Raw genomic sequence first — 18,984 nt, forward strand, 5'->3', positions numbered from 1 at the left:
CGTGGAACGCATGAGCCCGCGGCACTAGCGTCGAAGACGGCCACGGGGGTTCCGACGAGGGAGAACAGCGATGAGTCATGGACACGGCACCGCGGAAGGCGGTTTCCGCAGCTACGTGGAGGCCGTCCTCGACGTGCTGTCCGCCGACCCGGAGCGCGAGGTCATCACCGACGCCGAGGGGGCGGTGACCCGGGCCGCGGAGTTCCGGGACCAGGTCCACCGGCTCGCCGGGGAGCTGATCGAGCGCGGGGTGGGCCGCGGCGCCACGGTCACCCTGCTCACCGGCAACACCGCCGAGGCCCTCGTCGCCCGCTACGCCGCCAACCTGTCGGGGGCCCGGGTGGTCGGCCTCTACGAGGGCATGAGCGCGCCGGCCATGGCAGGCATCATGGCGAGCGTCGACTGCTCCCTGCTGCTGGTGGACGCCCAGCGGCACGCCACCGCCGGTGAGCTGCGGCAGCTCACCGACCCCGCCGGAGTTCCCCCGATGCTGTCCCTGGGGCCGAGCGGCTTCGCCGAGGACGTACTGGCCGTGGCCGCCCGCCGCCCGGCGCGGCGGGTGGGCGCCCCGGTGGGCCCGGACGACGACTGGTGCATCCGGCACACCGGCGGAACCACCGGCATGCCCAAAGGCATCCGGATGACCCACGGCTCGTACCGGCGAACCCTGGACCAGCAGCTCGCCGACGCCGGCGACCCGCCCCGCTACCTCGCCTGCACCTCGCTCGCCCATCTCGCCGGCATCGTCGCCGACATGACCCTCTTCCGGGGCGGCTCGGTGGTCCTGCGGCACGGTTTCGAGCCCGGAGACGTGCTGGCCGCGATCGAGCGCGAGCGCATCACCCACACCTGGCTGCTGCCGCCGCTGCTCTACCGGCTCCTGGACCACCCGGACCTGTCCGGCACCGACCTGTCCAGCCTGAGCCGCATCACCTACGGGGGCACCGCCGCCTCACCGGTCAGGCTGCGGCAGGCGGCCAAGGTCCTGGGGCCCGTGCTCTACGGCTGGTACGGGCAGTCCGAGGCGCAGTCCATCACCGAAGCGGGACCGGGCGAGCAGGAGCGGACGGGCTTCGGCGGGCACCTGACGGTCGGCCGGGCCATGCCCGGCGTCGAGATCGCCGTCCGGGACGCCGGCGGCACCACCCTGCCGCCCGGGGAGCGGGGCGAAGTACAGGTGCGTTCGCCCTTCATGATGCACGGCTACTGGAAGCAGCCGGAGCTGACCGCCGAGGTGCTGCGGGACGGCTGGGTGCACACCGGTGACGTCGGCTACCTCGACGAGGACGGCTACCTCTACATCGTGGACCGGATCAAGGAGATGATCGTGGTCGTCGGGGGCCACGTCTATCCGGCGGAGCTGGAGGACCTGCTGCTGAGCCATCCCGCCGTCGCCCAGTGCACGGTCTTCGGCAGCCGGGACGAGGAATCGGTGGAGCACGTCCACGCGGCCGTGGTGCCCGTCGCCGGTCAGCACCCCTCCCTGGAGGAGATCCGGGACTTCGTCACGTCCCGCAAGGGGCGCCTCTACGCTCCCGAGGCCCTGCACCTGGTGCCCGCCCTTCCGCTGACGGCCGCGGGCAAGCCGGACAGGCAGGAGCTGCGGTCCCGGCTGTCCGGCTGAGGCGGGAGGCGGCGGCCGCCCGGCCCGGTTCGCACCCTTTCGGGTGGACAAGACGCCCGGCGAGCCGTTCACGCACCCCTTCCGGCCCAGGATGCGAGGGACCGCTCAGGAGGACCCGTGCCCGATCCGTATCGCAGGGAAGTGCTGGGGCTCGCGGCCAAGGGCGCGCTCGCCGGCATCACCGGAGCCGTCCTCGGCCCGCCCGGCAGCCGGGCCCTGGCCGCCGCCGCGTCCCGTACGCACTTCCGTGCCCTGGTCATCGGCTCGGGCTTCGGCGGCTCCGTCGCGGCGCTGCGGCTGGGGCGGGCGGGGGTCGACACGCTGGTCGTGGAGCGCGGCCGGGACTGGCCCACGCTCCCCGCCCGGCCCGTCTTCGGCTCGTCCACCCGGATCACCAGCACGATGTTCTGGTTCCGCCGCACCACCCGGTGGCCCGGCATGCTCCCCGTCCCCGTCACCCCCGCCCCCGGCGTCATGGAGCTGTCCGAAGAGCGCAACCTCGACATCGCCTGCGGGGCGGCCGTCGGAGGCGGCTCCGTCGTCTACACCGGCGTGACGATCGCCCCGCCGCGGCGCTGCTTCGAGAGGCTGTACCCGCCCGGCCTGTCCTACGACGAGTTCACCGGCCGGTGGTTCCCCGCCGTGCGCGCCATGCTGCGCGCCGGCCCGATGCCCGAGGACGTCTACGACTCCGCGCCGTTCACCCACTCCCGGCTGTGGGACCGGCAGCTCGCCAACGCGCGGATGACGACCCGCCCCGCCGACTCGGCCTTCGACTGGCACGCCGTCCGGCAGGAGCTCGCCCACGCCCTCCCGCCGTCGGCGACCATCGGCGAGTCCGACTTCGGCTGCGGCAACGGAACCAAGCGGGACCTCACCCGCACCTACCTCCCGGCGGCCCTGGCCACCGGCCGCGTCCAGCTGCGCGCGCTGCACGAGGTGCGGTCCGTCGGCCGCGGACGCGACGGCACCTACTCCGTCGTCGTGCGGCGCCTGGGCGAGGACGGCGCCGCCCTCGGCACCACCGAGTACACGTGCGAGATGCTCTTCCTCGCGGCCGGCACCCTCAACACCAACCGGCTTCTCGTGGCCGCCCGCGAGGAAGGCCGCCTCCCGGACCTGCCGGAGACCGTCGGCACCGGATTCGGGGACAACGGCGACCAGGCGAACCTGCGCTCACAGCCCCTGGAGCCCATCGGCCCCGCCCAGGGCTCCCCCTGCGCGTCCACCGCCTTCTTCCCCACCGGATTCGGGCTGCCCCTGCGCGTGGAGAACTGGCTGCTCTCCGGCTACGCCTCCCTCCCGGCGACCGCCACCTTCGCCATGACCGCGGACACCGACCACCGGGGCACCTTCCGGTACGACCGGCCGACGCGCCGTGTGGTGCTGGCGGACTGGACGCGGGAGAAGTCGGCGGCCGCGGCCCGCGCCTTGCCGGCCTTCAGCACCCGGGTCATCGAGGCCAACCCGGGCAGCCTCCCGGTGACGGTGAACAACCCCTACCCCTTCACCGGCCACCCCGTCGGCGGCTGCGTCATCGGCCGCTCCACGGACCTGGAGGGCCGGGTCAAGGGCTGCAAGGGCCTGTACGTCGTGGACGGCTCGCTGCTGCCGGGAAGCGTGGGCGGAGCCAACCCGTCCCTGACGATCGCGGCCCTCGCCGAACGCGCCTTGGCGGGCATCGTCGCCGCGGGCGGGTAAGGCAGGCAGGGCCGTGTCAGGGCCGAGCTGATTGCCGGTCAGCCGGCGGCGGTGCCGAACCACTTGGGCAGGTGGTCCCGCAGATCCTGCTGGTCCTCGCCCACCCACGCCACGTGACCGTCGGGCCGCAACAGCACCGCGGGCACGTCCAGTTCCTCGCTGACGTCGACGACGTGGTCGACGCGGTCCGCCCAGCCCTCCACCGAGAGCCGGCCGGTCTGGTCGAGCAGCAGACCGCGGCCGCCGTGCATCAGCTCGTAGAGGCGACCGCGCTTCAGCTGCACGTCCCGCATCCGCAGGCCGAGCAGCTCGTGCCCCTCGCCGAGGTCGTAGCGGATCCCGATCGCGGTGATCTTCTCGATCAGGTACCGGTTCACCTCCTCGAAGTCCATCAGCTCCGACACCAGCCGGCGCACCGCCTGGGCACCCGGCTCGGTGGACATCAGCTCCATCTGCGCGCGGGTGTTGTCCAGCACGTCGGCGGCTACCGCGTGCCGTTCGGCGTGGTAACTGTCCAGCAGCCCCTCGGGCGCCCAGCCGCCTATCTCGGCGGCCAGCTTCCAGCCGAGGTTGAACGCGTCCTGCACGCCGAGGTTGAGGCCCTGCCCGCCGGTCGGCGGGTGGATGTGCGCCGCGTCCCCGGCCAGCAGCACCCGGCCGACCCGGTAGCGCTCGGCCTGGCGGGTGGCGTCGCCGAAGCGGGAGAGCCAGCGCGGCGAGTGCACGCCGAAGTCGGTCCCGGCGGTGGCCCGCAGCTGCTTCTTGAACTCCTCCAGGGTCGGCGGGACGGTGCGGTCCTCGGCCACCCCGTCGGCGGGCACCACGACGCGGTAGATCCCGCCCCCGAACGACCCGGCGCCGAACCGCTTCTGGGTCTTGCGGACCTCGGCCATCACGGCGGCGATCTCCTCCGGAGGCACGCCCACCTCCATCTCGCCCAGCAGCGTCTCGACCCTGGTGGGCTCGCCGGGGAAGCCGACGCCGAGCAGCTTGCGCACCGTGCTGCGGCCGCCGTCGCAGCCGACGAGGTAGTGCGAGCGCAGCCGCGTGCCCTCCGCCAGCTCGACCGTCACTCCCTCTTCGTCCTGGCTCAGCCCGGTCACGGCGACACCGCGCCGGATCTCGGCACCGAGTTCGAGGGCACGCTCGTTGAGCAGCCGCTCGGTGACCGGCTGCGGGATGCCGAGGACGTACGCGTGCGCGCTGTCCAGCCGGTCGGGCCACGGTTTGTCGATGGCGGCGAAGAACCCGCCGACCTGGTACTGCTTGCCGTGCTCGAGGAACCGGTCCAGCAGACCGCGCTGGGCCATCACCTCGACGCTGCGCGCGTGCAGACCGAGCGCCCGGACGTGCCCGGCCGGCTCCGCGTCCCTCTCCAGCACGACCACGTGCACACCGTGCAGCCGCAGTTCGCAGGCCAGCATCAGTCCGGTCGGTCCGCCGCCGGCAACGATGACGTCGATCATCACAATCCCTATTTCCGCAGGTCCAGGCTTTGCCCGCTGATTCTGCGGCATGACGGGGGCCTTGCCGCAAGGCCCCCTGTGCGCTATAAGTTAAGAGTGGCGAGGAGTGGTCAGCACTCCTCGCCTTTGCCGTTCGCCGTTCGCCGTTCGCCGTTCGCCGTCCGTGCTCCGTCGTCCGCCGTGGCCTGCAACCGCGCCCGGTACCGTCCCGGCGTCGTCCCGAACTCCCTGCTGAAGGCGTGCGAGAGCGCGTACGGGCTGCCGTAGCCGACGCGGCGCGCGATGGAGGCGAGCGTGTGCCGGGGGCGGGAGACGCCCGCCTCGGCGGCCAGGCGCTCGTCGGTCCACGGCGCTGCCGGATCCGTGTGCAGCGCAGGCAGGGCGGCGGCCGTCACCTCGTCGTCCAGGACACCGGGCCACGCTCCGGTCGGCATCGCCTTCTGCAGGTCCTCCGCCCCTCCTGCGACAGCGGCTTCTGCCTCGGCCAGGAGCAGGCGACCGCCGGCCGCCGCCGCATCCTCGAACGGGCCGCGGCCGAGCGCGAGCTGATCGTCCCCGCGCACTTCGGCGGGCCGGGTGCCCTGGAAGTCCGCAAGCAGGGCAGCGGTTTCGCCCCGCCCGGTTTACGATCATGGAACGCAGACCCACAGGCGACGAAAGAGTGGTGCCCCTCATGCCGGCCGTTCCCGCCGATCCCACCATGATCCATCCGATGCCGGGTCAGCCGCGCGTGGTGCTGCTCAAGCCCCTGGTCGCCTCTCCGCTCATCGAGGTCGGCGAGTACTCCTACTACGACGACCCGGACGACCCGACCGCGTTCGAAACCCGGAACGTGCTCTACCACTACGGGCCGGAGAAGCTGGTCATCGGCAAGTTCTGCGCTCTGGGGACGGGGGCGCGGTTCATCATGAACGGCGCCAACCACCGCATGGACGGCCCGTCGACGTTCCCCTTCCCCATCATGGGCGGCTCGTGGGCCGAGCACATGGACCTCATCACCGGTCTGCCCGGCCGCGGCGACACCGTGGTCGGCAACGACGTCTGGTTCGGGCACGGGGCCACGGTCATGCCCGGTGTCCGCATCGGCCACGGCGCCATCATCGCTTCGGGCGCCGTCGTCGTGGACGACGTCCCGGACTACGGGATCGTCGGCGGCAACCCCGCCCGGCTGATCCGGCGCCGCTACGACGACACCGACGTCGCGCGTCTCCTCGAACTCGCCTGGTGGGACTGGCCGGCCGAGCACATCACCGAGCACATCCGCACGATCATGTCCGGCAGCGTCGACGCCCTGGAGGCAGCGGCTCCGCCGCGGACGCGATGAGCCGGTCCGGGCCGCCCGGCGGATCGTCGCGTGAGCGGAGTCAGGTCTGGGCGGTGGGCCGGACGACGATCTCGTTCACATCGACGGTCGCGGGCTGCTCGATGGCGAACGCGACGGCTCGGGCGATCGCTTCGGGCGGAATCGCGATCCGGTCCCGCATCTCCGCTATCCGCGCTCTGACTTCCGGATTCGTCGAGGCGTCGGCGAAATCGGTGGCGACCGCACCGGGCGAGACCGTCGTCACCCGCAGGGAGTCACCGGCTTCCTGACGCAGGCCCTCGCAGATGGCGCGGACCGCGAACTTGGTGCCGGCGTAGACCGCCATGGCCGGCACGACGCGGAACGCGGCCGTGGAGGCAATGGTGATGAAGTGGCCCGTGCCCTGGGCCCGGAAGACCGGCAGCGCGGCGCCGATGCCGTGCAGCACGCCCTTGACGTTGACGTCGACCATCCGGTCCCACTCGTCGACGCGCAGGTCGTCGAGGGGCGAGATCGTACCGGCCCCGGCGTTGCTGACCAGCACGTCGAGCCGGCCGAACCGCTCGCGGGCCAAGGCGACCAGGGCGTGCAGGTCGTCGCGCCGGGTCACGTCCGTACGGGTCTGCACGGCTGCGCCGCCCGCCTTCTCGATCCGCGCCACCAGCTCCGCGAGGCGCTCGGAACGCCGTGCCCCCAGGACGAGCCGCGCCCCCCGTTCGGCCAGCAATAGTGCGGTGGCCTCGCCGATGCCGCTACCGGCCCCTGTGATCACCACGACCTTGCCGTCGGTTTCCGGCATCGTGTCCCCCTTCCTTCCGGGCACCGGTCGCGTCCGCGTGGGTACCCGTTCCGTCCGCGCGCCGGCCGGTCGACCGGCGCCGGATGCCAGTCTGCGGTGGCCCTAACCTGGTATCCAGAGCGTGTTTATTCTGGAACCAGAGGTGCCACTCATCGTGCAGCAGCAGCCGGATCAACGTCGTGAGCTGGGGGCTTTCCTCCGCAGCCGCAGAGAGCGGATCACTCCCGATGAGGTCGGGCTGCCGCATGCCGGGCGCCGCCGCCGGACGCCGGGCCTGCGCCGGGAGGAACTCGCGCTGCTCGCCGGGATCAGCGCGACCTGGTACACGTACCTCGAACAGGGCCGGGACATCCGTGCGTCGGAACAGGTGCTCGACGCCCTCGCCTCGGCGCTGCGGCTCGGCCGGCACGAGCGCGGTCACCTCTTCCGGCTCGCCGGTCACGCCCCCGCCTCCGAGGCCGAAGCCGATGAACCCGAGCCGCTCGCTGCCGAGGTGGCGGCCGTCCCGCTCCTGCTCCAGCCCCATCCGGCGTACATCATCGGCGGCAACTACGACGTGCTCAGCCGCAATCGGGCGGCCGACGAGCTGTTCCCGAACCTCACCGCCGCGGCAGCGGAACGGCCGGCGAACTTCGCCCGCTGGGTGTTCCTCGAGCCCGCGGCCCGGGACGTCCTGGTCGACTGGGAGCTCGACGCGCGCGGCCTGCTCGCCCGGCTGCGCACGCTGGCCGGCCGTCACCCGGGCGACCTCCGGTACACCCGGCTGATCGACGAACTGCGTGCGGGCAGCCCGGAAATGCGTGCCTGGTGGCCGCAGTACGACGTACAGGCCCGGCGCAGTGGACGGAAGCGGCTGCGGTGCCCGGGGCGCGGGGTGGTCGAGTTCGCCTACACCGCGTTCCATCTCGCCGAACAGCCGGACCGGACACTGGTGATCTACCGCGACGACCGGGAGCCGGCCGGATGAGCCCTCAGGCGGCGCCGTTCCTTTTCATACGCCGGGAATCAGCAGGCTGAGGGGATTGATGTCCATCCCGACCACCTGAGCCGGTACGGACACCTTTCGTCCGACGTTGCCGCTGTCGGGCCCGGGAACGCTCTCGAAAGCGCGGTCCACGTCCTTGTCACCGACAGCATGGGCTGCCGTCACAGCCGACAGGACGAGCGCTCCACTGACAGCGCCCAGCACAGAAATCCTTCGCAGAGACACCATGACCTCCTCAAAAACGGGACCAGCGGAATTGCGGGCGGCGGCACGCTCCGCCCTCAAGGGCGGAACCGGCACCTCGCTGAAAGGCAACCGCTTCCGGCGGATACAGTTGCGCTCATTCCGCCACATGGGGGACGCCCGCCACCCCGCCGGGCACCCCCGCCGCCGTCCGGGGAGGCGGGCAAGGCGCTCCGGCCGTGCGGCACCGAGCCGATGGGGCAGCGACTCGAAGCAGCCAGGCCCCCCGACGGCACGAAGGCGCGAGCGGCGATGCAACGGCGGCCGGCCCCGGACTGAAGTCCGACTCAAGTCCCTTTCCGGCCACGGGCGTTGGCCGATGCCGGCCCATTGACACCATCCGGTCTCACCCTCAACAATCGGCAGATCGGTCCAGGCCTGAAACGATCACACCAAAAGCAGCAATCGGGCCACCAGCACCGACACCCTGCAGGCTTCTTACCCCCCTCTTCACCTTTGGTGATTCGCGTTCATCACGCCCACCGACGTCGGCCGCGTCGGTCACTGGACCCCACGGGGAGAGCATGTTCGATTCTCGGGATGCCCGTCTTCCTTTGTCGGCTGCTCAGACCGGCATCTGGTACGCCCAGCAACTGGCCCCGGAGAACCCGACCTACATTCTCGGGGAATACCTGGAAATACACGGCCCGGTGAACACCGCGTTGCTGGAGGAATCGGCCCGGCGCGCCATCGCCGAAGCGGAGGCGCTCCGGGTCCGCTTCGTCACCGACAGCGCCGGTCCCTGGCAGATCGTCACCCCGCTGGCCGGCCTGACCGTACCGCTCATCGATGTCAGCGCGGAGCCCGATCCGCGCGGGGCCGCCCTGGCGTGGATGGAGGCCGACCTGGCGCGGCCGCTCGACCTGGCCTCCGTCCCGCTCTTCACCTGCGCCCTGTTCCGGGCGGCACCGGACAGGTTCTTCTGGTACCAGCGCGTTCACCACCTCGTCATGGACGGCTACGGAGCGGCGCTCGTCATCCGGCGGCTCTGCGACATCTACACCGCGTTGTCGCGCGGCCTGCCGGTCGACGAGGAGACCTTCGGTCCCTTGCGTCTCCTCCTGGAGGAAGAACGCACCTACCGTTCATCGGAACAGTTCGCTCAGGACCGTGAGCACTGGACCGGGCGGTTCGCCGACCTGCCGGAACCGGTGACCCTCGCCGGCAGGTTCTCTCCCACGTCCCCCAGCGTGCGGCGGGCGACGGCACAGCTCCCCCGGTCGGGCATAGAGCGGCTGCGGGCCGTGGCCCGTGGCGCACGGACGACCTGGCCCTCGGTCGTCGTCGCCGCCACGGCCGCCTATCTGCACCGCATGACAGGCGCACGCGACGTCACGGTCGGCCTGGGCGTCACCGGCCGCGACACGTCGCTTTCCCAGGAGATACCGGGAATGGTGTCGAACGTGCTGCCCCTGCGTCTGGCGGTACGGCCGGACACGGTCTTCTCCGGCCTCGTCCAGCAGGCGTCGCAGGAAGTCTTTTCCGTACTCCGGCACCAGCGCTACCGGTACGAGGACCTGCGCCGGGATCTGGGCCTGTTCCGCGACGACCGGAAGCTGTTCGGCCCGGTCGTCAACATCATGCCCTTCGATTACGACCTCCGGTTCGGCGACTCCCGCGCGACGTCCCACACCCTTTCGGCCGGGCAGGTCGAAGACCTGTCGATCACCGTCTACCAGCGGGCGAAGGAGCAAGGCCCGCGCATCGACTTCGACGCCAACCCCGCGCTGTACGAGGACGGTGAGCTCGCGGACCACCACCGGCGCTTCCTGCGGATCCTGAACGCCGACGCCGGCCTGCCGGTCGGCGCGATGGAACTGCTCTCGGCGCGGGAGCACCGTCTGCTCGCGGCCTGGAACGACACCGCGAACGCGACGCCCGACGCCGGGAGCAGCATTCAGCAACGGTTCGCCGGGCAAGCAGCGCGCACTCCGCACGCGGTGGCCGTCCGGTCGGACGACGAGGAACTGACCTACGGGGAACTGAACGCCCGGGCCAACCGCCTCGCACACCGGCTGATCGGCATGGGAGTGGGTCCCGAATCCCGGGTGGCCTTTCTGCTCCGGCGGTCGGCCGGCCTCGTGGTGTCCGTCCTGGCGGTGCTGAAAGCGGGTGGCGTCTACGTACCGCTGCACCACAGCCACCCGGCAGCGCGACAACAAGCCATCATGGCCGAGACCGAAGCCGACGTACTGCTCACCGACCAGTCCTCACAGGCCGCACAGAGCGCAGAGGGCCGCGCATTCCCGCACGGCGCACGGGTCGTCGTCGTTGATGCAGATCAACTCCTCGCCGGCGAGGACGGCGAGGACGACAGTGATCCCTCCGTGGACACCCACCCGGAGCAGCTCGCGTACATCATGTACACCTCCGGGTCGCTCGGTGCGGCGAAGGGCGTGGCCGTCACCCACCGGGACGTGCTCGGCCTGGCATCCGACCGCTGCTGGCGAGGCGGCGACCACGAGCGGGTGCTGCTGCATTCCCCGCACGCTTTCGACGCCTCGACGTACGAACTGTGGGTTCCCCTGCTCAACGGCGGCCAGGTCGTCGTGGCCCCTCCCGGTGAGGTGGACACCCGCGTTCTCGCGCGCCTCGTCGCCGGCGGAAGCGTCACGGGCCTGTGGCTGACGGCGGGCCTCTTCCAGGTGATGGCCGAAGAGTCCCCCGGCAGCTTCGCCGGTGTCCGGGCGGTGTGGACCGGAGGCGATGTCGTCCCGGCCGCAGCGGTCCGGCGGGTGCTGGACCACTGCCCGCGGACCGCGGTCGTCAACGGTTACGGCCCCACCGAGACCACCACCTTCGCCGCACACCACACGACGCGGGCACCGGACCAGGTGCCGCACAGCGTGCCCATCGGCCGCGCCATGGACGGCATGCGGCTGTACGTCCTCGACGGAGGCCTGCAACCGCTCCCGGTCGGCGTGGTGGGCGAGCTCCACATCGCGGGGGCAGGGCTGGCACGCGGCTACTTCGGCCGGCCGGGCCTGACCGCCGAGCGGTTCGTCGCTGATCCCCTCGGCCCGGCGGGCTCCCGCATGTACCGCACGGGCGACCTGGTGCGGAGGCGTTCCGACGGGGCCCTCGATTTCGTGGGCCGGACCGATGACCAGGTGAAGATCCGCGGCTTCCGGATCGAGCCGGGCGAGATCGAGGCCGTGCTGTCCCGGCACCCCGGCCTGGCCCAGGCCGCCGTCGTCGCCCATGAGCACCGGCCGGGAGACCAGCGTCTCGTCGCCTACGCGGTGCCGGTGACAGCGGCCGGACCGGTGAGCGACGAGCCGGCGCAGGTCCAGGCACAGCCCCAGACGCAGACCCGGACCCGGCCGCATGCCGAGGCACAGCAGGTCGGCGAATGGCAGTCGATCTACGACTCGCTCTACGAAGACGCCGCCGCGCACCTGCCGGGCTCGAACTTCACGGGATGGAACAGCAGCTACGACGGACAGCCCATCCCCCTGGCCGAGATGGAGGAATGGCGGGCGGCCACGGTCGAGCGCGTCCTGTCGTTACGGCCCCGCCGCGTGCTGGAGATCGGCGTCGGCACCGGCCTGCTCCTGGGGCCGGTGGCCCCGCGGTGCGAGGAGTACTGGGCGACCGACTTCTCCGCCCCGGCCGTCGAGGCACTGAGGGCGCACGTCGGCCGTACCCCCGGGCTCACCGGCCGGGTGACCCTGCTGCACCAGCCGGCACACGACTTCGACGGACTGCCGACCGGATTCTTCGACACCGTGATCATCAATTCGGTGGTGCAGTACTTCCCCAACGCCCGCTATCTGGTCGAAGTGCTGCGCAAGGCGACGGAACTGGTGGTCCCCGGCGGGGCCGTGTTCGTCGGCGACATCCGTAACCTCCGTCTCCAGCGGTGCTTCCACACCGCCGTACAGGCCCACGCCCCCGCCCCCTCGAAGGACGCGGCCCGCATCCGCCGCGCGGTCGAGCAGAACCTGGCCCGGGACAAGGAACTGCTGATCGACCCGGATTTCTTCGTGGCACTGCCACGCGCCCTCGCCGGTGCCGACGGCACCGGGCTGCGCGTCGATCTGCGCGTCAAACGCGGCCGGCACCACAACGAGCTGACCCGGCACCGCTATGACGTCGTACTGCGCAAACAGCCCGAGGCGCCTCTCGCGCTGAGCGAGGCGCGGCGCCTGCACTGGGGACAGGACGTCGACGGACTGCAGGAGCTGCGCGAGCAGCTGTCCGCCCGGCGTCCCGGAACGCTGCGGCTCGTGGGAGTCCCCAACGCCCGCCTGTCGGGCGAGCTCGCCATGATGCGCATGCTGGACAACGGCGGCGAGCCCGTCGGCCCTCACGAGAAGGCCCCCGACCCCGAAGCCTTCCACGAACTCGGCACGGGGCTCGGCTACCGCGTCGCCGTGACCTGGTCGGGCACCGAGGACCACGGCAGCCTCGACGTCGTCTTCGCCGACGCCGCGCAGACCGCGTCCGCCACGCCCGTGGACACCTATCTCCCGGCGGCCACTGAGCACGGGGAGCTCTCGGCCTACGCCAACGACCCCGACGCCGGCCGGCGGTCCGGCGCACTGGTCACCGCCCTGCGCTCGTACCTCCGGGACCGGCTGCCGGACTACATGCAGCCGTCCGCCGTCGTCGTGCTGGACCGCCTGCCGCTGACCGTCAACGGGAAGCTCGACCGCGCGGCCCTGCCCGCGCCGGACTTCGGCGCGGCATCGACCGGCCGCCCACCGCGCACCGCCCAGGAGGAGCTCCTGTGCGGGCTGTTCGCGGACGTCCTCGGCCTGTCCGCCGTCGGCGTCGACGACAGCTTCTTCGACCTCGGCGGGCACTCCCTGCTGGCCACCCGCCTGGCCGGCAGGGTCAGGTCGGAGCTGGGCATCGAGCTCCCGGTCCGCCTGCTCTTCGAGACACCGACCGTCGCCGGCCTCGCCGAGCGGCTGCCCACGGCACGGCCGGCCCGGCCGGCGCTGCGCCCCGTGGCCCGCCCGGAAGAGATCCCCCTGTCTTTCGCGCAGCGCCGGCTGTGGTTCCTGCACCGGCTGGAGGGGCCCGGCGCGACGTACAACGTTCCCCTGGCCGTGCGGCTGTCGGGCGTCGTGGACCGCGATGCCCTCAGCGCGGCGCTGGCCGACGTGGTCGCCCGGCACGAGAGCCTGCGCACCACGTTCCCGGAGCGGTCCGGGCGGCCGCGCCAGCTCGTCCTCGACGCGGCCGCCGCGCAGCCCGTACTGGAGATCTCCGAGATCGAAGCATCCGGCGGATCCGACGGGGCCGACGGCGCCGGCGGGCCCGGCAGGGCCGCCGACCAGGCGAAGCTGGCGGAGAAGGTGGCCGACGCGGTCCGGTACGAGTTCGACCTGGCCACCGAGCAGCCGTTGCGCGCCACACTGTTCGTCCTGGGCCCGCGGGAACACGTACTGGTCCTCGTACTGCACCACATCGCGGGTGACGGATGGTCGCTGACGCCCCTCGCCAGGGATCTGGGCACCGCCTACCGCGCGCGGGTCGCCGGCACGGCACCCGCGTGGTCGCCGCTGCCGGTCCAGTACGCCGACTACACGCTCTGGCAGCGCGAACTCCTCGGTGACGAAAGAGGCGAGGAAGGACAGGGAAAGGAAGAACGGGAAGGCACAGCGGTCACCCTGGCCTCGCAGCAGCTCTCGTACTGGCGTGACGCCCTTGCCGGGCTCCCCGACCACCTGGAGCTGCCCACCGACCGCCCGCGCCCGGCAGTGACCAGCCACCGAGGCGCCAACCACGGCTTCACGCTCAGTGCGGAGCTGCACCGGGGGCTCGTCGACCTCGCGAAGCGGAACCAGGCGAGCGTCTTCATGGTCGCCCAGGCGGCCTTGGCAGCCCTGCTGACCCGGCTGGGTGCGGGCACGGACATCCCGATCGGCTCCCCGATCGCCGGGCGTACGGACGAGAGCCTGGACGACCTCATCGGGTTCTTCGTCAACACCTTGGTGCTGCGCGCCGACACCTCCGGGAACCCGAGCTTCCGGACGCTGCTGGAGCGGGTGCGCGAGACCGACCTGGCCGCCTACGCCCACCAGGACCTGCCGTTCGAACGCCTGGTGGAGGACCTGCGGCCGGCTCGTTCGCTGGCCTATCACCCGCTGTTCCAGGTCGCGCTGGCGTTCCACAACACCGCCGGGCCCGACCTGGAGCTCCCGGGTCTACGGGCCGAGGCCGAGGGTGTGCGGACCGGCACGACGAAGTTCGACCTCACCGTCGAGCTCACGGACCACGGCACCGCCGACGGCATGGACGGCCTCGTCGAGTACAGCACCGACCTGTTCGACGCCGCCTCCATCAGGACGCTGGTCAGCAGGTACCAACGGCTGCTGGAAGCCGTGGTGGCCGACCCCGGGCAGCCGATCGGCCGGATCGAGATCCTCAGCCGGGAGGAGCGCGAGCAACTGCTGGGGAAGTGGAACGACACCGCACGCCCGGTGCCGGAGTCCGACCTGCCGACGCTGTTCGAGACGCGGGCCGCGCGCAGCCCCCGGGCCCTTGCGCTGCTTTTCGAGGGCACCGAGCTGACCTACGCCGAGCTCAACGCCCGGGCGAACCGGCTCGCGCACTTCCTGATCGCGCGGGGCGCGGGGCCCGAACGCGTCGTGGCCGTCGCCCTGCCGCGGTCGGCGGAGCTGGTCGTGGCACTGCTGGCGGTGCTCAAGACCGGCGCCGCGTACCTGCCCGTCGACCCGGCCCAGCCCGCCGAGCGGACCGCGTTCATGCTCGACGACGCGCGACCGGTGACCGTACTGACCACGACCGACGAGCTCGATGCGACCGGCGCCCTGGACGCCTGCCCGGACACCAATCCCGTTCGTACGGGCCGGCTCACCCCGCTGCACCCGGCCTACGTCATCTACACCTCCGGCTCCACCGGCAGGCCCAAGGGCGTTGCGGTCCCGCACACCGCGATCGTGAACCGGCTCCACTGGATGCAGGCCGAGTACCGCCTCGACGCGACCGACCGCGTCCTGCAGAAGACGCCCTTCACGTTCGACGTCTCGGTCTGGGAGTTCTTCTGGCCCCTGATCGAAGGCGCGACCCTGGTGGTGGCGAAGCCCGAGGGCCACAGGGACCCCGCCCATCTCGCCGGTCTGATCCGTACCGCACGGGTGACCACGGTCCATTTCGTCCCGTCGATGCTGCGCGCCTTCCTGGAATCGCCGGCTGCGCGGGACTGCCGGACGCTGCGCCGGGTGTTCTGCAGCGGTGAGGCGCTGCCACCCGAGCTGGTCACGCGGTTCCAGGGCACGCTGGACGCGCCGCTGCACAACCTCTACGGACCGACCGAGGCCGCCGTCGACGTCACGGCCTGGGCCTGCCCGCGGGACTTCGCCGGGACGGTGCCGATCGGCGCACCGATCTCGAACACGCGGGTCCACGTGCTGGACGACGCCCTGCAGCTGGTGCCGCCGGGCGTGGTGGGCGAGCTGTACCTGGCCGGGCGGGGGCTGGCCCGCGGGTACGTGAACCGGCCCGGAATGACGGCGCTGCGGTTCCTACCCGATCCGTTCGGCCCGGCGGGTTCGCGCATGTACCGCACGGGGGACCTGGCGCGCCGCCGCCCGGACGGAACGCTGGAGTTCCTGGGCCGGTCGGACGACCAGGTGAAGGTCCGGGGCTTCCGCATCGAGCCCGGCGAGATCGAGGCGGTGCTGGCACGGCATCCCGGCGTGGCCCGGGCCGCGGTGGCGCTCCGGGAGGACGGGCCGTCCGGGCGGTGGCTCGTGGCGTACGTGGTACCGGCAGCCGGCTCCGCCGCGGATGCCGAGGCCGTGGATGCCGCAGCGCTACGGGAACACGCGCAGGGCCTGTTGCCGGACTACATGGTCCCGGCCGCGTTCGTGCTGCTGGACGAGCTGCCCATGCTGCCCAGCGGCAAGCTGAACCGTGCGGGACTCCCCGCCCCCGAAGCCACGCGCGCGGCCGGAGGACGCCCGCCGCGTACCCCGCGTACACCTCGGGAGAGGATCCTGTCCGATCTGTTCGCCGAGCTGCTGGGTGTGGCGGAGGTCGGTGCCGACGACGGCTTCTTCGCGCTCGGCGGGGACAGCATCGTGTCCATCCAGCTGGTGTCGCGGGCGCGCGAGGCAGGCCTGGTCATCACCCCTCGCGACGTGTTCCTGCACCAGACCGCGGCGGGCCTGGCAGCGGCCGCGGTCGCCGTCGAGGAGAGCGGAACGAGCCCGGGGCTGCCGCTGATCGAGCTGACGCAGGACCAGCGCGAGAGGCTGGCGGAAGCATGGGGTGGGCCGTCGGAACTGCAGGAAGTGCTTCCGCTCTCGCCGCTTCAGGAGGGACTGCTCTTCCACACGGTCTTCGACCGGCAGACGCCGGACGTCTACACCGTCCAGCTGGTCTTCGAGCTCCACGGACGGGTCGACGCCGCGGCGCTGCGGGCCGCGGTGGCGACGTTGCTGCACCGGCACCCCAACCTGCGGGCGGGGTTCTGGCAGCGGGGTGCGGATCAGCCGCTGCAGGTGATCCCGCGAGAGGTGGAGTTGCCGTGGCGTGAGGTGGACCTCACGGGCCTCACGGATCTCACGGATCTCACGGACCGCACCGGCAAGGTCAGCCAGGAGCAGGAGCTGGCTCGGCTGGTGGACGAGGACCGGGCCGGGCGGTTCGATCCGGCTCGCCCGCCGCTGCTGCGCTTCACTCTGGTCCGGCTCTCTTCCGAGCGGTACTGCCTGGTGTTCCTGAGCCACCACCTCCTGATCGACGGGTGGTCGCTGCCGAACCTCGTCCAAGAGCTGTTCACCCTGTACTCCCGGCGCGGGGACGGCACCGGGCTGCCGGCCGCCGTGCCGTACCGGAACTACCTGGCCTGGCTGGCGGGGCGGGACCGGGGCGCGGCCGAGGAGGCCTGGCGGGAGGCGCTGGCGGGGGTGGCGGAGCCGACGTTGCTGGCCCCGGCAGGCGCCGGCGGCACGGTGACGCCGCCCGAGGAGCTGGGGTGGGAGCTGCCGGAGGAGCTGACCTCGGCGCTGGCGAAGGTGGCGCGCGGTCACGGGCTGACGCTCAACACCGTGGTCCAGGGGGTCTGGGGAGCGCTGCTGGGGCGTGCGCTGGACCGGCACGACGTGGTCTTCGGAGCCACCGTCTCCGGTCGTACGCCGGAGATCTCCGGCGTCGAGGCCATGGTGGGCCTGTTCATCAACACCCTGCCCGTTCGCGTGCGCTGGGACGAAGCCGAGCCGTGGCGGGACATGCTGGCGAGGCTGCAGGACGAGCAGTCGAAGCTGCTGGAGCACCAGCACCTGGGGCTGGCCGAGATCCAGCGCGTGGCGGGGATGCGCGAGCTGTTCGACACCACGACGGTGTTCGAGAACTATCCCCTCGACACCAATGCCGTTCAGGCGTCCCTGGCCGGCGTGGAAGTGACCGGTCTGACCGCCCACGACGCGACGCACTACCCGCTGACCCTCATCGCGTTCCCGGGCAAGAGCCTGCGGTTCACGCTCGGCTACCGGCCGGACCTGTTCACTCCGGACGCGGCCGAGGCGATCGCGACACGGCTCAACCGGCTGCTGGAAGCGGTGGCCGCCGACCCCCGGCGGCCCATCGGGCAGAGTGACGTGCTGACCGCCGAGGAGCGGCACCGGCTGCTGGTGGAGTGGAACGACACGGCGTGCCCGGTACCCCCGGCGAGCCTGCCGGAACTGCTGCGGGCCCAGGCCGCCCGCACTCCGGAGAAGGCCGCGTTGGTCTTCCCGGCCACCGTACGGTCGTCGCCTGGGGACACCGTGCCGACCGCCCATGGCGACACCGTGGTGTCGTACGCAGAGCTCAACGCGCGAGCCAACCGGCTGGCACGGGAGCTGGTCCGGCGAGGGGCCGGCCCCGAGCAGATCGTCGCCCTCCTCCTGCCCAGGTCCGGCGAGCTCCTGGTGGCGATGCTCGCGGTGCTCAAGGCGGGGGCGGCCTACCTGCCGCTGGACCCGGAACACCCGGCCGAGCGCATCTCCTTCATCCTTGAGGACGCCGGGGCAGCGCTGATGCTGACCACGTCCGCGGTCGAGGCCGGAACTCCCGGGGCGGGGAGCGCGGGAGCTGTGCCGCGCATGGTCCTCGACCACGACGACACCAGGGCTCTCGTCGGCAGCCGGTCCGGCGCCGATCTGACCGACGCCGACCGGACCTGCCCCCTCTCGCCGCACCACCCGGCCTACGTGATCTACACATCGGGCTCCACCGGCAGACCCAAGGGCGTCTCCATGACCTGCCGCGGGCTGGTGAACCTGCTGGCATGGCAAGAGACGGCCATGCCGCTCAGCGGAGGCGGGAGCGGGAGCGGCGGTCGTACGGCGCAGTTCACCACGATCAGCTTCGACGTGTCGGCGCAGGAAATCCTCGGCGCGCTGACGTCCGGACGCTCATTGGTGGTCACCACCGAAGACGTCCGCCGTGACGCCGACGAGCTCGCCCACTGGCTGGAGCGGAACGAGATCAGCGAGCTGTTCGCCCCGAATCTCGTCGTGGACGCCGTGTGCACGGCAGCGGTCGAACAAGGCCTGCGGCTCCCGGCGCTGCGCCACATCGCCCAGGCCGGAGAAGCACTGACGCTCACCGACGCGGTGCGCCGGTTCTTCGGCGAGGGGACGCGGCGGCTGCACAACCACTACGGACCCACCGAAACGCACGTCGTGACCGCGCACCACCTGCCGGATCGCGTCTCGGAGTGGCCGTCGGCAGCGCCCATCGGCGCTCCGATCGCCAATACGCGGGTGTACGTGCTGGACGGTGGTCTGCGGCTGGTGCCGCCGGGTGCGGTGGGCGAGCTGTACGTGGCCGGGGCGGGGGTGGCGAGGGGATACGTGCATCGCCCCGGCCTGACGGCCGAGCGCTTCGTGGCGGATCCCT

General features: G+C 72.0%; 8 protein-coding genes and 1 pseudogene. 5 read left to right on the top strand and 4 right to left on the bottom strand.

The features are described from left to right. The first annotated feature begins 70 nt into the window (after positions 1-70). Both ACOTKD_RS03495 and ACOTKD_RS03500 read left to right on the top strand, forming a co-directional pair. Positions 71-1,624: an AMP-binding protein gene (locus ACOTKD_RS03495; protein WP_424887330.1), complete on the top strand. Its 1,554-nt coding sequence runs from the start codon at positions 71-73 to the stop codon at positions 1,622-1,624. Positions 1,625-1,741: 117 nt separating this feature from the next. Continuing rightward, the gene (locus ACOTKD_RS03500; protein ID WP_424887331.1) at positions 1,742-3,325 is read left to right on the top strand and encodes a GMC oxidoreductase; all 1,584 of its coding nucleotides are present in this window, start codon (positions 1,742-1,744) and stop codon (positions 3,323-3,325) included. Positions 3,326-3,363: 38 nt separating this feature from the next. Here the strand turns inward: ACOTKD_RS03500 and rox are convergent, their stop codons facing one another. Then, the gene (rox, locus tag ACOTKD_RS03505; RefSeq protein WP_424887332.1) at positions 3,364-4,791 is read right to left on the bottom strand and encodes a rifampin monooxygenase; all 1,428 of its coding nucleotides are present in this window, start codon (positions 4,789-4,791) and stop codon (positions 3,364-3,366) included. A 110-nt stretch (positions 4,792-4,901) separates the two neighbouring features. Continuing rightward, positions 4,902-5,219, bottom strand: a pseudogene (locus ACOTKD_RS03510) (AraC family transcriptional regulator); the annotation flags it as partial. 245 nt (positions 5,220-5,464) lie between these two features. Between ACOTKD_RS03510 and ACOTKD_RS03515 the strand changes: the two are divergent. Further along, positions 5,465-6,115 carry a CatB-related O-acetyltransferase gene (locus tag ACOTKD_RS03515; protein WP_424887333.1) on the top strand — a complete coding sequence of 217 codons (651 nt, stop codon included), beginning with the start codon at positions 5,465-5,467 and terminating at the stop codon, positions 6,113-6,115. 40 nt (positions 6,116-6,155) lie between these two features. On the opposite strand, the gene ACOTKD_RS03520 is transcribed toward ACOTKD_RS03515, so the two are convergent. Continuing rightward, positions 6,156-6,893 (bottom strand): SDR family oxidoreductase, encoded by a 738-nt coding sequence (locus ACOTKD_RS03520; protein WP_424887334.1) that lies wholly within the window; start codon positions 6,891-6,893, stop codon positions 6,156-6,158. A 154-nt stretch (positions 6,894-7,047) separates the two neighbouring features. Between ACOTKD_RS03520 and ACOTKD_RS03525 the strand changes: the two genes are divergently transcribed. Further along, positions 7,048-7,860 carry a helix-turn-helix transcriptional regulator gene (locus ACOTKD_RS03525; RefSeq protein WP_424887335.1) on the top strand — a complete coding sequence of 271 codons (813 nt, stop codon included), beginning with the start codon at positions 7,048-7,050 and terminating at the stop codon, positions 7,858-7,860. A gap of 24 nt (positions 7,861-7,884) precedes the next feature. On the opposite strand, the gene ACOTKD_RS03530 is transcribed toward ACOTKD_RS03525, so the two are convergent. Beyond that, positions 7,885-8,082: a hypothetical protein gene (locus ACOTKD_RS03530; protein WP_424887336.1), complete on the bottom strand. Its 198-nt coding sequence runs from the start codon at positions 8,080-8,082 to the stop codon at positions 7,885-7,887. 593 nt (positions 8,083-8,675) lie between these two features. Here ACOTKD_RS03530 and ACOTKD_RS03535 point away from each other — a divergent pair. After that, positions 8,676-18,984: amino acid adenylation domain-containing protein (locus ACOTKD_RS03535; RefSeq protein ID WP_424887337.1), on the top strand; the 10,309-nt coding region annotated here is incomplete at its 3' end.

The sequence above is a fragment of the Streptomyces sp. XH2 genome (assembly GCF_049725035.1).
GTDB lineage: Bacteria > Actinomycetota > Actinomycetes > Streptomycetales > Streptomycetaceae > Streptomyces > Streptomyces roseoverticillatus.

What these genes read in the sequence shown, in the direction of transcription:
- ACOTKD_RS03495 (WP_424887330.1), top strand. Translation starts at nt 71, where the DNA reads ATGAGTCATGGACACGGCACCGCGGAAGGCGGTTTCCGCAGCTACGTG.
- ACOTKD_RS03515 (WP_424887333.1), top strand. Translation starts at nt 5,465, where the DNA reads ATGCCGGCCGTTCCCGCCGATCCCACCATGATCCATCCGATGCCGGGT.
- rox (WP_424887332.1), bottom strand. Translation starts at nt 4,791, where the DNA reads ATGATCGACGTCATCGTTGCCGGCGGCGGACCGACCGGACTGATGCTG.
- ACOTKD_RS03520 (WP_424887334.1), bottom strand. Translation starts at nt 6,893, where the DNA reads ATGCCGGAAACCGACGGCAAGGTCGTGGTGATCACAGGGGCCGGTAGC.